This window comes from Petrimonas sp., from assembly GCF_963921705.1.
In the GTDB taxonomy this organism is placed as follows: Bacteria; Bacteroidota; Bacteroidia; order Bacteroidales; family Dysgonomonadaceae; genus Petrimonas; species Petrimonas sulfuriphila.
Window position 1 is genome coordinate 3465148 of record NZ_OY997410.1, and the last position, 13974, is coordinate 3479121.

Annotated in this window: 13 protein-coding genes; 11 read left to right on the top strand and 2 right to left on the bottom strand. The window is 44.4% G+C overall.

Annotation, left to right across the window (positions count from 1 at the left end; all coding sequences use genetic code 11):
- Positions 1–2 precede the first annotated feature (2 nt).
- Positions 3–581 (bottom strand): LemA family protein, encoded by a 579-nt coding sequence (locus AACM02_RS14615; protein WP_332457022.1) that lies wholly within the window; start codon positions 579–581, stop codon positions 3–5.
- A 358-nt stretch (positions 582–939) separates the two neighbouring features.
- Between AACM02_RS14615 and rimP the strand changes: the two genes are divergently transcribed.
- The 9 genes from rimP to AACM02_RS14660 all read left to right on the top strand — a co-directional run bounded on the left by rimP (position 940) and on the right by AACM02_RS14660 (position 9680).
- Positions 940–1404 carry a ribosome assembly cofactor RimP gene (gene rimP, locus AACM02_RS14620; protein WP_214063347.1) on the top strand — a complete coding sequence of 155 codons (465 nt, stop codon included), beginning with the start codon at positions 940–942 and terminating at the stop codon, positions 1402–1404.
- A gap of 83 nt (positions 1405–1487) precedes the next feature.
- A complete protein-coding gene (gene nusA, locus AACM02_RS14625; protein ID WP_332457021.1) occupies positions 1488–2771 on the top strand; it encodes a transcription termination factor NusA in 1284 nt (427 codons plus the stop codon).
- Between the two features lie 54 nt (positions 2772–2825).
- On the top strand, positions 2826–5807 hold the full coding sequence (infB, locus tag AACM02_RS14630; protein WP_339117387.1) for a translation initiation factor IF-2: 2982 nt from the start codon (positions 2826–2828) through the stop codon (positions 5805–5807).
- Positions 5808–5954: 147 nt separating this feature from the next.
- A complete protein-coding gene (locus AACM02_RS14635; protein WP_214062259.1) occupies positions 5955–6476 on the top strand; it encodes an OmpH family outer membrane protein in 522 nt (173 codons plus the stop codon).
- A gap of 20 nt (positions 6477–6496) precedes the next feature.
- Positions 6497–7339, top strand: a complete 843-nt coding sequence (gene murI / locus AACM02_RS14640; protein WP_332457019.1) for a glutamate racemase — start codon at positions 6497–6499, stop codon at positions 7337–7339.
- Positions 7340–7342: 3 nt separating this feature from the next.
- Positions 7343–7960: a CvpA family protein gene (locus tag AACM02_RS14645; protein WP_332457018.1), complete on the top strand. Its 618-nt coding sequence runs from the start codon at positions 7343–7345 to the stop codon at positions 7958–7960.
- A 12-nt stretch (positions 7961–7972) separates the two neighbouring features.
- A complete protein-coding gene (locus AACM02_RS14650; protein WP_332457017.1) occupies positions 7973–8665 on the top strand; it encodes a phosphatidylserine decarboxylase family protein in 693 nt (230 codons plus the stop codon).
- Complete coding sequence (gene pssA / locus AACM02_RS14655) at positions 8646–9356, top strand: CDP-diacylglycerol--serine O-phosphatidyltransferase (protein WP_339117388.1); 711 nt, start codon at positions 8646–8648, stop codon at positions 9354–9356. Before AACM02_RS14650 ends, pssA begins: the two co-directional genes overlap by 20 nt.
- 75 nt (positions 9357–9431) lie before the next feature.
- Positions 9432–9680, top strand: coding sequence for a hypothetical protein (locus AACM02_RS14660; RefSeq protein ID WP_214025220.1), 249 nt, complete (start codon positions 9432–9434; stop codon positions 9678–9680).
- Between the two features lie 75 nt (positions 9681–9755).
- Here AACM02_RS14660 and AACM02_RS14665 read toward each other — a convergent pair whose 3' ends face one another.
- On the bottom strand, positions 9756–11060 hold the full coding sequence (locus AACM02_RS14665) for an acetylxylan esterase (protein ID WP_339117389.1): 1305 nt from the start codon (positions 11058–11060) through the stop codon (positions 9756–9758).
- Positions 11061–11372: 312 nt separating this feature from the next.
- Here AACM02_RS14665 and AACM02_RS14670 point away from each other — a divergent pair, with 312 nt between their 5' ends.
- Both AACM02_RS14670 and AACM02_RS14675 read left to right on the top strand, forming a co-directional pair.
- Positions 11373–12632, top strand: coding sequence for a pyridoxal phosphate-dependent aminotransferase family protein (locus AACM02_RS14670; RefSeq protein ID WP_214025222.1), 1260 nt, complete (start codon positions 11373–11375; stop codon positions 12630–12632).
- A gap of 5 nt (positions 12633–12637) precedes the next feature.
- Positions 12638–13969 carry a pyridoxal-phosphate dependent enzyme gene (locus AACM02_RS14675; RefSeq protein ID WP_332457014.1) on the top strand — a complete coding sequence of 444 codons (1332 nt, stop codon included), beginning with the start codon at positions 12638–12640 and terminating at the stop codon, positions 13967–13969.
- Positions 13970–13974: the final 5 nt, after the last annotated feature.

Below are 13974 nucleotides of genomic sequence, written 5' to 3' on the forward strand. Positions count from 1 at the left end.
GTTTAAAACTGAACCTGGGGAGCCGTTTCCGCTCCGGGAGAAGACTGGAAATACCCTTTTGGCTTGAAACCAAACCATCCGGCATAAATAACACGCGGGAACTGACGGATATAAGCATTAAAATCCTGAGCCGTTTGATTAAACTTGTTTCTCTCCACCGAGATGCGGTTTTCGGTACCTGCCAATTCGTCCTGAAGAGCCAAGAAGTTTTGATTTGCCTTCAGTTCGGGATAATTTTCCTGAATAAGTAGCAATCGTCCGATAGCAGAACCTAGCTGGCTTTGAGCTTGCTGGTACTGCTGAATACTTTCTTCGGTCAAACTTTCTGGATCAACTGTCATCTGCGTTGCTTTAGCGCGGGCTTCCGTTACTTGTGTAAAAGTTTCCTGCTCGTGCTCGGCATACCCTTTAACAGTTGCCACCAGGTTGGGGATTAGATCGGCACGGCGCTGATATGCGTTCTCCACATTTGCCCATTGTGAATTAACGCCTTCCTGTTTGCTTACCATCGTATTGTAACCACAACTCGAAAGAGCAACTCCCATAACGGCTAATACTAAAATGTACGTTAAATACTTCATCGTTTGTAATTTATTTTAGTTCTGTTTATATCTTCCAGGAGACCTGGCGCATTAACACTCCTAAATTCCCTCAAAAACCGCGCCAATTTTCCAGGCCGCCTGCATCCCTTTTAACCGTCCTTATGCTGGCAGGTTTTATCTTTTTAGAAGTTTTTTAAATCTTTTAATTAACGTTTAACTATCCGTTTTTGTTTTATTTCTCACACAACATCTACATATGAGCATCTTTGAATTAATCCGATCGACAACAGAAAAAAACCCAAACATTTTGTCAATCCATTAGAAAATAATATCTTTGTACCGGTAAATGACGAGGGGAGCACTGGAATGCTCCTTTTTTGTTTGTTTGCATGTGCACATGATGGAGAAAAACGAGATAAAAGCAATGGCTGAAGAGTTTTTAAAAGACTCTTCCGACTACCTTGTCGATGTTATTGTTGCCGCCGGCGGCACGATAACCGTCGAAATCGATAACGATAACGGTGTTAACATAGACGACTGTGTAAAACTGAGCCGCTACCTCGAATCGAAACTCGACCGAGACGTTGAAGATTTCGAGTTGACAGTTACTTCTGCCGGATTGACATCTCCGTTTAAAACCCCTCGTCAATATAAAAAATACGAAGGAAAAGAGATTGAAGTGCTTACCCGGAAAGGTGAAAAACTCAAGGGAACCCTAAAATCCTCAACAGAGAAGAACTTCTCCGTTGAGGTCGCCAGAATGGTCAAGCCGGAAGGAGCAAAGCGAAAAACTGAGATAAAAGAAGAACTGATCTTCCCTTACGACGAAGTAAAATACACAAAATACATCATTAAGTTTTAGCGACTGTTTCTTACAACAAAAAGAAGTTAGAAATCAGAAGCAGGAATAAAAAACTCGAAACCCAAAACAAAAAATTATAGAATATGGGCAAAAAGAAGGAAACAATCAGCCTGATAGATACATTTTCAGAATTCAACGAACTGAAGAATATTGACAAAGCCACCATGATAAGTGTGCTAGAAGAGTCATTCAGAAGCGTGATTGCCAAATCGGTGGGTACGGATGAAAATTTTGACATCATCATCAATCCCGACAAGGGAGACCTGGAGATATGGCGCAACCGGGTTATCGTTGAAGACAACGAGCTCCAGAATCCCAACATGGAAATCAGCCTGACCGAAGCGCACAAAATCGATGAAGATTTTGAAGTGGGTGAAGAGGTTACCGACGAACTTCAACTGGAAGACTTTGGCCGAAGAACCATATTAAATCTTCGTCAAACCCTGGCTTCAAAAATCCTTGAACTCGAAAAAGACAATCTTTACAACAAATACAAAGAAAAGGTAGGAGAGATCGTATCGGGTGAAGTTTATCAGGTCTGGAAAAAAGAACTGCTCCTTCTCGACGACGAGCATAACGAACTTATTCTGCCCAAAACCGAACAGATCCCCAGCGATTTTTTCCGTAAGGGAGAACATGTTCGCGCTATAGTTGCCCGGGTTGAAAATAAGAATAACAACCCGAAGATTATCCTTTCGCGTACATCGCCCATATTTCTCGAAAGATTGTTCGAAATGGAAATTCCTGAGATTAACGACGGACTTATCACCATCAAAGGTATTGCCCGTATCCCGGGAGAACGGGCCAAAGTGGCTGTTGAGGCCTACGACGACCGCATTGATCCGGTTGGAGCCTGTGTGGGGATGAAAGGGTTCCGTATTCACGGAATTGTACGTGAGCTTCGCAACGAGAATATTGATGTTATCAACTATACGAACAACACCAATCTGTTTATTCAGCGAGCACTTAGCCCTGCAAAGATCAACTCTATCTCCGTTAAGGAAGAAGAACGCCGTGCCGAGGTATTTCTCTATCCCGATGAAGTTTCACTGGCAATCGGTAAAGGCGGGGCAAATATTAAACTGGCATCTATGCTGACAGGATACAACATAGAAGTTTTCAGGGAAATCGATGATTTCGACGAAGAGGATATCTACCTGGACGAATTCCGCGATGAAATTGACGGATGGGTAATCGATCAGCTCAAACGAATCGGTTGCTCAACGGCCAAAAACGTGTTGGCAATGCCGCGTGAAAGGCTCATCAAGGAAGCCGACCTGGAAGAGAACACCGTGGACGAGGTATTGAAGATTCTTCGTTACGAATTTGAAGATGAAGATACTACCGACGAAGAGCCGGAGATTTAAGACTGTTAAACTGTTCACAAAACCAATAAATTAAGAAAGGACAAACTCAACTATATGGCTGAAAGATTAAGTAAAGTTGCTAGGAATTTAAATGTAGGGATCAACACGTTGGTTGAATTTTTGCACAAGAAAGGAATTACTGTTGAAGCAAATCCTAATACAAAGATTGAGGAAGAACAGTATAATTTGTTGGTGGCCGAATTCAGCAAAGACAAGAAAATTAAAAAAGAGGCCATTGAAAATCTCGAAAGGATGCACCGGAAGGATGATAAACGGGAAACAATTGCCATCGAAGGGTACGAAATAGAGGAAAAACCCAAGAAGAAAATAGAAAAAGAGACCATAAAAGCTGAAATCCCGGATGACTTGAAACCAAAATTCAATGTCGTAGGAAGCATCGATTTAGACGAGCACAAGAAACTGAAAAAAGAAACCGAAGCTAAACAAGAAGAAGTTGAGGTTGAAGTTGAAGTTGAGGTTGAAGTTGAGGTAAAAGAAGTAAAACCGGAAGAGCCTGTACAAAAAGTTGAAGAGGTTGAAACAGTTACACCGAAACCGGTGGAGCCGAAGGAAATTGAAGTCCCCCACGATGAAGCACCTGTTGTAACGGAGGCCCCTTCATCTGAAGCCGAAGAAACCCCGGAAGAAGTGGTGAATGAAACGGCAAATAAGGAACGGGAAGACTACTCCCCCCAGGAACAAGAGACAGAAGCAGAAGAAGATATAACTCTGCACGAGAAGGAGAAGGGCCCGGACGAAATATTTCGGATACGTAAAGAACTGAAAGAACCCAATATCGTGGTGAAAGGCTCCATCGATCTGGAGTCTATAAACGACAGGACCCGTCCACCCCGGAAATCAAGGGCACAACGCAAGAAAGAACGCCTGGAGCGTGAAAAAGAGCAAAATGCCAAGAAAGCGAAAGAAGAAGCCGTAAAAAGCCTGAAAAAAGAATCGATCGAAGAAAAAGAAAAGAAGAAAGGGGCGGTAATCAATACAGCGGAGGAAGACAGTAAAAAGAAAAAACGCAAACGCATAGATAAAGGCAAAGTCAATATAGAAAAAGCCGGAGCTCACGGAGAAAGCACCCGTCGGGATAAAAAAGTTCTCCGAAAACCGATAAAAGCCGAAGTAAGCGAAGAAGACGTTCAAAAACAAATAAAGGAAACACTTGCCCGGTTGACCGAAAAACGCGGGGGAAAAGGCGGAGCAAGGTATCGCCGCGAAAAACGGGAGGCCGTTTCTCAGCGACAACGCGAAGAAATCAAACAACAGGAACGCGAAAGCAAGATATTGCAGCTTACCGAGTTTGTTACGGCAAATGACCTGGCAAACATGATGGACGTCCCCGTTACCAGCGTTATCGCTACCTGCATGAACCTGGGCGTTATGGTGGCTATCAACCAACGCCTGGATGCAGAAACAATCAATATTGTTGCCGATGAATTCGGCTACAAAACCAAATTCGTGAGCGCTGACGTTATCGAAGCCATAGCTGAAGAAGAGGATAATCTCGAAGATTTGCTACCACGCCCGCCAATCGTTACCGTTATGGGACATGTTGACCACGGCAAGACATCCCTGCTCGACAGCATCCGCAACACCAACGTTATTGAAGGGGAAGCCGGAGGAATCACCCAGCATATTGGCGCGTACAACGTGAAACTGCCTGACGGCAGAAAAATCACGTTCCTGGATACTCCCGGCCACGAGGCATTTACCGCTATGCGTGCCCGCGGGGCTAAAGTAACGGACGTAGCTATCATCATTGTAGCTGCCGACGACAATGTGATGCCCCAAACCGTTGAGGCCATTAACCACGCCGGGGCCGCAGGTGTCCCCATTGTTTTTGCCATCAATAAAGTGGATAAGCCGGGAGCAAATCCTGAAAAAATAAAAGAGCGACTGGCTGAGATGAATTACCTGGTAGAAGATTGGGGCGGAAAATACCAGTCACAAGACATCTCTGCCAAAAAAGGAACAGGCATCAACGAATTGCTCGAAAAAGTGCTGCTCGAAGCAGACTTGTTGGAACTTAAAGCAAACCCCAACCGGAAAGCATCGGGCTCCATTGTGGAATCGTCACTCGACAAAGGCCGGGGCTACGTGGCAACTGTCTTGGTTGAAAACGGAACGCTCAAGCAAGGCGATGTGTTATTGGCCGGATCATACTACGGACGCGTAAAAGCGATGTTCAACGAGCGGAACCAGAAAATCAACGAAGCAGGGCCGTCAGAGCCGGCGCTGGTGCTCGGGCTGAACGGCGCACCGCAGGCCGGAGATACGTTCAACGTCATGGAGAGCGACCAGGATGCGCGCAACGTTGCCGCACGCCGTGAACAGTTACAGCGCGAACAATCGCTGCGTACGCAGAAAATGCTTACCCTGGATGACATCGGCCGCAGGATAGCTATCGGAAACTTCCAGCAGCTGAACATCATTGTAAAAGGTGATGTGGACGGTTCGGTAGAAGCACTTTCAGATTCGCTCATCCGCTTGTCTACCGAAGAAATTCAGGTTAACGTGATTCACAAAGCTGTAGGCCAAATCTCTGAATCGGACGTTACCCTCGCGGCAGCATCAGACGGAGTTATTATTGGATTCCAGGTCCGTCCTTCTTTGGGAGCAAGGCGTGAAGCGGAGAAACAAGGTATCGATATCCGTTTGTACTCCATTATCTACGACGCAATCGAAGAGGTCAAGGCCGCCATGGAAGGTATGCTTTCCCCCGATATTAAAGAAGAAATTACAGCAAACGTAGAGGTGCTTGATGTCTTTAAAATCACTAAAGTAGGTACTGTAGCCGGTTCAATGGTGCGGGACGGAAAAATAAAACGTACCCATAAAATTCGTCTTATTCGGGACGGAATTGTTATCTTTACCGGCGAATTGGATTCACTGAAACGATTCAAAGAAGATGTCAGGGAAGTTGCGTCCGGGTACGAATGCGGTATCAGTATCAAAAACTTCAACGACATAAAAGTGGGCGACATCATTGAATCTTACGAACAGATAGAAGTAAAAAAGACTTTATAACCAGTTGACATTGTAATTTTAATTCCTTTACTTAGCCGCATCCCGCCGGAAGCGGGGTGCGGCTAAAACACACAAGGAGGAAATTACAATTGCCAACTCAGGTTACGGTATAAAACAAAATTTATTTACATCTAAAATAGGATTATTATGAACAAAACAAAGTTGATAAGCTTGGGTGTTCTATTTTTAATACTGAGCGCCACCCTTTCGGCCCAAAATCCACAGGTAGCGGTTGCTTATGTGAATACAACCGATCTTCTGAGTGCTTTCCCGGCAAAGGAAGAAGCCACACAAAAACTCGTAGCATTGAGTGAAAACTATAAAAAAGAACTCGAGCTGATGCAAAACGAATACAACAAAAAATATTCAGATTACATCACCTATCAGGGTTCATTGGCCGAAAACATCAAATTACGCAGGATGCAGGAGTTGACTGAACTGGAAAACAAGATGCAACAGTTTATGCAATTGGCTCAAAAAGACATCGAGCAGCAGGAAAAAGCTATGCTTGAACCGTTAAAGAAACAAATTTCCGATGCCATCCGTCAGGTAGGTGTCGAACATAATTTCACGGTTATCTACGACCTTGCCAATCCGGGAATTGCTTTTGTGAACCCGGTAGCAGTGGATGCCAATCCTTTGGTAAAGGCAAAACTGGGAATCAACTAAACTTATTATCGCCAAAAAGTGTGATAGCGGGTACTGAACAACAACAATCGCCTATCGGTATTTTTGATTCCGGGTATGGCGGGCTTACCGTATTGTCCGAAATCAAATCGTTACTTCCTCAATACGATTACATGTATCTGGGTGATAATGCCCGGGCACCCTATGGGAACCGCTCCTTCGAGATCGTGTATCAATTTACAAAAGATGCCGTAAAATGGTTCTTCGGGCAGAACTGCCACCTGGTTATTTTAGCCTGCAACACCGCATCGGCAAAAGCGTTGCGGACCATCCAACAGGTCGACTTACCCGCAATGGATCCATCGAGAAGGGTGCTGGGCGTCATTCGCCCTACGGTCGAATCCGTTGCCGGTTTCACAAAGACAGGCCATATCGGTGTGTTCGGGACATCAGGCACCATAAATTCCCAATCGTACGATATCGAAATTACCAAACTGCATCCCCACCTGAAAGTGACGGGTGAAGCCTGTCCCATATGGGTCCCACTGGTGGAAAACAATGAATTTGATAAACCCGGAGCCGATTATTTTGTAAAACAACACATCCACAACCTGCTCAAAAAGGATGATAAAATCGACACCATTATCCTGGGTTGCACACATTACCCACTCTTGATCACTAAAATAAAACAGTTTTTACCCCAGGGTATTCAAGTTATATCGCAAGGGAAATACGTGGCGGAAAGCCTGAAAGAGTACCTTCAACGTCACCCGGAAATGGAGAAAAGATGCTCCAAAGACGGCACAGTTAGATATTTCACGACCGACCTACCCGGGAAATTTGCAGATATGGCGTCCTTATTTCTGAAAGAGAACATTGAAGCTCAAAAAATAAACATCGATTGAATTATGTTAAACGGGTTTGATCTCATCATACTTATTTTTCTGCTTGTCGCATTCGTAAACGGATATAGGAAAGGGCTGGTTATGATGCTCGTTGGGTTGGCAACCGTCATTCTCGCTGCCGTTTTCGCCGGCAAGCTGGCTGTTACCGTTCTGCCTTACCTCCAAAAAACGTTCGATTTCTCTCCACAGGTTACCCATGTACTCTCCTACGTGGCTGCTTTCCTAGCCATAGCGGCTGTTGTCTCATTAATCGGTTTTCTCGTACAAAAAGTGTTCGAATCGGTAAACCTCAACTTTATCAACCGGATTCTCGGAGGTGTGGTTTCCATGGGGACAACCGTTGTTGTTCTAAGTATTCTGCTCAATCTTATTCTTATGCTCGACGGAGAAGAAAAAATCATTAAACCCAATATAAAACAGAAATCCTTTTTTTACGAAAAGGTCCGTGTTGCAGTACCTGCCATCGTTCCCTACCTGAATAAGGAAGTGTGGGAAGAATTTGTTCCGGAGAAATACAGAAAACAAATCGAGAACTCAGGCAGCATAAACTACGATACGGAAAACGGACAACCCATTGATTCCGCTTTTCAGAAAAAATATTTCGAAACCGATTCTATTTAAAAACCTTACATCATGCTAATTCACAAGGAAGGGAGAAAAACGCTGTTTGTCACAACCGTTATTTTGGTATTATTAAACGGATTTATGTTCCGTTTTTTCCCGGAAAGTCCCTTTTCTTTTATCCTGTTGTTTATTTCAGTAGTGGTTTTTGCCCTGATGATGAATTTCTTCAAAAAGCCAAGCCGCGTTTACGAAGGGGACTTGCTGGATTATGTGAATGCACCTACCGACGGGAAAATCGTAGTGATTGAAAAGATTTTTGAAAAAAAATACTTTAACGAAGAGCGGATACAAATTTCCATCTTTATGTCATTTTTTAATGCACACTCAAACTGGATACCCGTCACGGGAAAAGTAGTGCATTATTCACACGAAAAAGGTAATTTCCACGCAGCATACTTGCCTAAATCAAGTCACGAGAACGAGAGAAGCAACATCATCATTGAGACACCCGACGGGCACCGTGTACTTACCCGGCAAATCGCCGGTGCGGTGGCGCGTCGAATTGTCACCTACGTCAGGGAAGGCGAATATTATCATATCGGAGACCGCCTGGGTTTTATCAAACTGGGCTCCAGGATGGATGTCTTTCTGCCCATCGACAGCGAGATCCTGGTTCAAATAGGCGATGAGGTCAGAGCCAACGAAACACTGCTGGCACGGTTACCGCAAAGACTAAAAGGGGATGAAAAAACAAATTCCTAATATAATTACCTTGCTGAACCTGTTTTCAGGTTGTATTGCCATGGTCATGGCATTCAAGGGAAATTTCTCAGCGGTCGTCATGTGGGTCATACTGGCAGCCGCCTTCGATTTTTTCGACGGATGGACCGCACGGTCACTGGGGGTCTCTTCCAAGATCGGAGTAGAATTGGACTCCTTGGCCGACATAGTCAGTTTCGGGGTTGCACCTGCGTCTGCCGTCTTTATGCTGTTGGAGGAATTTACACTTTTCCCCTCTTTTCTTGCCCAACCGGAACCGATCATCCCCTACCTGGCTTTCCTGATCCCGGTTTTCTCGGCCTACAGGCTGGCAAAATTCAACATCGACGATCGCCAGACAACTTCATTTCTCGGCCTTCCTACACCCGCCAACGGATTATTTTGGATCAGCTACGTGTACGGTACGCATCAGGCGGCTGTCACCAACGGATTTTATTTCTACCTGACTGTAGTTTTTATTCTGGTTCTCTCAATACTGATGGTTTCCGAGATCCCCATGTTTTCACTCAAAATAAAAAGCTTGAAGATCAGAGGAAATGAGAGACAGCTATTGCTCGTTGTTGTGATAGTTGCGTTTGTTTTACTTTGGGGGATTACGGGGGTAGCTTGGGGAATTCTGGTGTACATTGTTATGTCAATTGCCACAATGAGAAAAAACAAACTCATTCGTTAATTTTTTAAAAGCGTTGAAATACATTTAATTATTCCTCTTATCTTTACACATATTTTTGAATTAAATGACTAGAACATGGGATTTTTAATTAAGGTCTTACTGGTATTTGCAGTTATTTACATGGTAATCAATTTTTTGGGGCGTGCCCTTTTCGGAACCAGACGAAAACCTCAAGCCAACCCCCACAGCCGTCATTCGCAACAACAACAGAATGAACCGGAAACACAGGAAGCACGGATCCTCGATTATCAGAAAAAAAGTTTTGAAACTACCGATGCCATTGATGTGGAGTTTGAAGAGATCAAACAGAAAGAGCGGAGGTAACATCCATTCTTGTTATATAGAGTACAGCCGTTTGATAAATATCAGGCGGCTCTTTTATTTTACAGATGGGTTTGATTATTTCCCAAGTATGTTAAGAGCAAATTCATAAGCCATCCCCCACTGCTCAGGGTATGTCCAGTGCCCTGTTTCTTCAACAAGGAAAAGGGTTTTCGGAGCCGTGATCACGTTGTAAGCAGCATACATGGAGGTAGGCGGACAGGTTACATCATTGTATCCCCATGAATAAAATCCGGGTACTTTCAAATGACGCGCAAAATTAACAACATCATAATATTTGCTGGTTTCAATTTTCTGCGGTGAATTGTTGAACGAAAGGTTAGCTGCATTGAAAAAATGAGGCCATCCTCCCGCACGATTGTGCAAATAACCTGTAACATCGGAAAGAGCAGGGTAAAAAGCGACCAGCCCTTTTATCCGGTTATCCAAAGCAGCGGTAACGATAGACAAAGCACCGCCCTGACTTCCACCCAGCACGACAATATTATTTCCATCGAATTCAGGTAAACTGAAGATATAATCCACTGCACGTACACAACCTAAATAAACACGTTTATAATAGTAACGATCTTTGTCATCCAGGTTATAATTCTGATAACCATCGAGCGATGCCGTTCTGATGTTATCGTACACGGATGCATCCATTGTTACCGGAATGCCATGAATACCGATCTCAAAAGTAATAACACCTTTTTCTGCGTTACCTGTATCTCCATTGTAGGGGCGCACTCCCGCTCCAGGTACACGCAAAATAGCCGGATATTTTCCTGCTGCCTTGGGAACGCACAAAATACCAAACAAACGGGTGCCTGACTTATAGTTTTGTATGTTTACCTCATACACATTTATTTTTTCCGTGCAACGCTCGGGTAACAACCTCACCTTTGCATCCATGGGTATTTTTGCATTCGCAGCCTTTGCTTCATCCCAAAATCCGATAAAATCCTTTGGTTCATCCGTTGTCGGACGAATCCCTTCAGGATTAAAAGCAGCCGTTGCCAATCCTGCATATTCTTTTCCCTCGTATGTGGCCACCACTCTACAACGTAAAAATCCAGCCTCTTTCAGGGTGCCGCCATCAATGGTCGCTGTCCCGTTTTTCAACACGATATTTTCTTTCTTTAAAGGAGGCATCATCTCGGGGCCGACTTCGTACCAAACAGATACATTCTGCACGGGGATATTGTTCTTGGTGACGGACAGGTTAAATTTGGCCTTTTCATTGGGCTTATATACCCAGTCACTCTTTTCAGGCGCTATATTCACGTCAATCAGGGTTTGTGCAGGTTGCGCCAAAAGACTTGAAACGAAAACGATAATGAAAATTGAGGATGCAACAATTTGCTTTGAGAACTTCTTCATGTTATTTATTTTTTGATGGAGCCTGAAAGTTTTCTACAGTTATTTTTACCGAATTCAAGACTGTTTTGAATCTTTTCAGCTCGTCCTGGAAACTGTTTTGTTTTTTCACAAAACAAAAGTAATAAATTATGATCAGTAAAATAATCAGGGACAAACAAAAAAGACGGAAATTTCACAAATTCAGAAAGAAAGATTATTTTTGTACAAGAAATCAAGAAGTCGTAAGTCAAGGATTCTAATCCTATAGCATAAATTAGTCTTGGTTCTTGATTTTCAAAGTCTAATTTTTTTTAATCAAACATTTAAAATTTTATGTTAGATATTTTTGACCGGCTAAAAGGTATGGAAGGTCCGCTGGAGCAGTATCGCCAAAAAGCAGAAGGCTATTTTATGTTTCCTGAACTCGAAGGAGAGATTGGACCCAGAATGAAGTTTCACGGACGTGAAGTAATAACCTGGAGTTTAAACAATTATCTCGGACTAGCCAATCATCCCGAAGTAAGGAAAGCGGATGCGGAAGCTGCAGCAACATGGGGAATGGCTTATCCTATGGGTGCCCGAATGATGTCCGGTCAAACAAAATACCACAAAGAACTGGAAGAACGCCTCGCCAAATTCGAGAAAAAGGAGGCTGCTTATCTTCTCAATTACGGATATCAGGGAATGGTCTCCATCATCGATTCGCTTTGTACACGTCACGATGTGATTGTATACGACTCCGAGTCGCACGCCTGCATCATGGACGGCATATTCCTTCACAAAGCCAAAGGCGGAAAGAGTTTCGTTTTCCCGCACAACGATATGGAGCGTGCCGAAAAGATGCTCCGCTTCGCCACCAAACAGGCCGAAGAAAATAACGGTGGAATCTTGTTAATCACCGAAGGGGTTTTCGGAATGTCAGGTGATCTGGGCAACCTGCCGGGAATTGTAGCGTTGAAAAAACAATTCAACTTCCGGTTAATGATCGATGACGCACACGGATTCGGAACGATGGGAAAAACGGGAGCAGGAGCGAGTGAACATTTCGGATTGATGAACGAAGTGGATATTTACTTCGCCACATTTGCCAAATCGATGGCAGGTATTGGGGCTTTTGTAGCCTCGGATAAAGCCGTTGTCGATTCGCTGAAGTACAACATGCGTTCCCAGATTTTCGCCAAATCTCTCCCGATGCCTATGGTAATCGGCGCGCTCAAACGGTTGGATATTCTCCAAAATCGACCCGAAATAAGAGAAAATCTATGGAAAATAGCCAAAGCACTCCAGGATGGCCTTGTGGCCGAAGGGTTTAACATCGGGAATACGCAATCCCCGGTCACCCCTGTCTATTTCAGTGGATCGGTACCCGAAGGGACAAATATTGTGATTGATCTGCGTGAAAACCACAATGTTTTCTGCTCCATCGTTGTCTATCCGGTAGTGCCGAAGGGTGTTTTAATGCTCCGCCTTATACCTACGGCATCACACACGATGAAGGAAGTAAACGAAACCATAGACGTTTTCAAAAAGATAAAAGTCAACCTCGAAGCAGGAAAATATATTTCTGACGAAATGCGGTCGATGACCATGTAATAGAAATGAGACTACGCGTAAAAAGGCAAAAAAAGTACTACCTGAAATGTGCCGGATGCGGTTTTGTGACACCCAGTTTCAAAGCATGGTTCGATCAGTTTCAGAAGTGCCCCAATTGCGGCAGTAAGCACTCCGAAGTTTGGTATAACACCTCTTACAAACGATTACCCCGTTTTATCAAAGGGAATCCGCAAAATTTCTGGCACTACTTTCCTTATTTGCCGTTGGTGCTAAAAAGGCACATCATTACCCGGTACGAAGGGACCGTTCCTATCGAACGGTGGCATTTTTTGGAAGAGTTTGCCAAAAAAGAATACGGGTTAACCCTTGAGGTCCACGCTTACCGCAACGATTTGAACGGGGGAACAGGTACATTCAAAGATGTTGCCGCAGCACTTGCAGCGAGCATATTCAAAGAAAATAACCTGAAACAATACTGCATTGCTTCCACCGGAAACTCGGCTACCGCATACGCTAAGTACCTGTCCATTGCCGGAGTGAACTGTTCGGTTTTTATGCCAGAAGACGCTATCCGGGCCTCGGAGGCCACCATCAGTTCTTTCGGGCAACAGGTCTTCCGCGTAATGGGTGATTATGCCAAGGCCAAGGAAGTGGCCGCCGAATACGCCCGGCGTCACCACATACAGATGTCCACCGGGAACATCGATCCCATCCGGATCGAAGCCAAAAAGACAATGGTTTTTGAATGGTTGCGTCAACTCGGGAAAGCACCCGATGTATATATTCAGGCCATCAGTGGAGGTACAGGTCCATTAGCGATTGATAAAGGAATACGTGAGATCGGTCACCTCTATCCTGATCTTCAGAATCCACGCTTTATCATGGTGCAATCCGACGGTTGCGACCCGATGGTTCAAGCGTGGGAAAAAGCAGAAGCCGAAGGCTTTCCTGAAGGTTTCGAGAAAAATTATCCCGTCATCGACAATCCAAAAACCAATGTTCCCACGCTGGCGACCGGAAATCCGGCTACCTACCCTATCATTTCGAAATTAGTCCGGAAAACCGGCGGTTCATTCGTCAGGATGCGCGAATCGAAGCTGATTCCGCTGGGGAAACTGATCGCTTACGAGCAGAAAATGGTTCCGGGGCCTGCATCAACTGTTTGTGTGGCCGGCTTTTTTAATGCATTGAAAAAAAACCTGATCAACGACGGAGAGACGGTAATGGTTAACATCGGGGAAGGGGCTGTTCGTGCACCCTATTTCCTGGAGCAGATGATCTACACCACACAGGAAGTCACCAATGCCGATGAGTGTGCACCCCACGAAATCGACGGTTACCGGGATCAGCTTTGGAAAGATGTATTAAATGATTAATTTTC

What these genes read in the sequence shown, in the direction of transcription:
- AACM02_RS14645 (WP_332457018.1), top strand. Translation starts at nt 7,343, where the DNA reads ATGTTAAACGGGTTTGATCTCATCATACTTATTTTTCTGCTTGTCGCA.
- AACM02_RS14635 (WP_214062259.1), top strand. Translation starts at nt 5,955, where the DNA reads ATGAACAAAACAAAGTTGATAAGCTTGGGTGTTCTATTTTTAATACTG.
- AACM02_RS14675 (WP_332457014.1), top strand. Translation starts at nt 12,638, where the DNA reads ATGAGACTACGCGTAAAAAGGCAAAAAAAGTACTACCTGAAATGTGCC.
- AACM02_RS14665 (WP_339117389.1), bottom strand. Translation starts at nt 11,060, where the DNA reads ATGAAGAAGTTCTCAAAGCAAATTGTTGCATCCTCAATTTTCATTATC.
- infB (WP_339117387.1), top strand. Translation starts at nt 2,826, where the DNA reads ATGGCTGAAAGATTAAGTAAAGTTGCTAGGAATTTAAATGTAGGGATC.
- pssA (WP_339117388.1), top strand. Translation starts at nt 8,646, where the DNA reads ATGAAAAAACAAATTCCTAATATAATTACCTTGCTGAACCTGTTTTCA.
- rimP (WP_214063347.1), top strand. Translation starts at nt 940, where the DNA reads ATGATGGAGAAAAACGAGATAAAAGCAATGGCTGAAGAGTTTTTAAAA.
- AACM02_RS14615 (WP_332457022.1), bottom strand. Translation starts at nt 581, where the DNA reads ATGAAGTATTTAACGTACATTTTAGTATTAGCCGTTATGGGAGTTGCT.
- AACM02_RS14660 (WP_214025220.1), top strand. Translation starts at nt 9,432, where the DNA reads ATGGGATTTTTAATTAAGGTCTTACTGGTATTTGCAGTTATTTACATG.
- AACM02_RS14650 (WP_332457017.1), top strand. Translation starts at nt 7,973, where the DNA reads ATGCTAATTCACAAGGAAGGGAGAAAAACGCTGTTTGTCACAACCGTT.
- AACM02_RS14670 (WP_214025222.1), top strand. Translation starts at nt 11,373, where the DNA reads ATGTTAGATATTTTTGACCGGCTAAAAGGTATGGAAGGTCCGCTGGAG.
- nusA (WP_332457021.1), top strand. Translation starts at nt 1,488, where the DNA reads ATGGGCAAAAAGAAGGAAACAATCAGCCTGATAGATACATTTTCAGAA.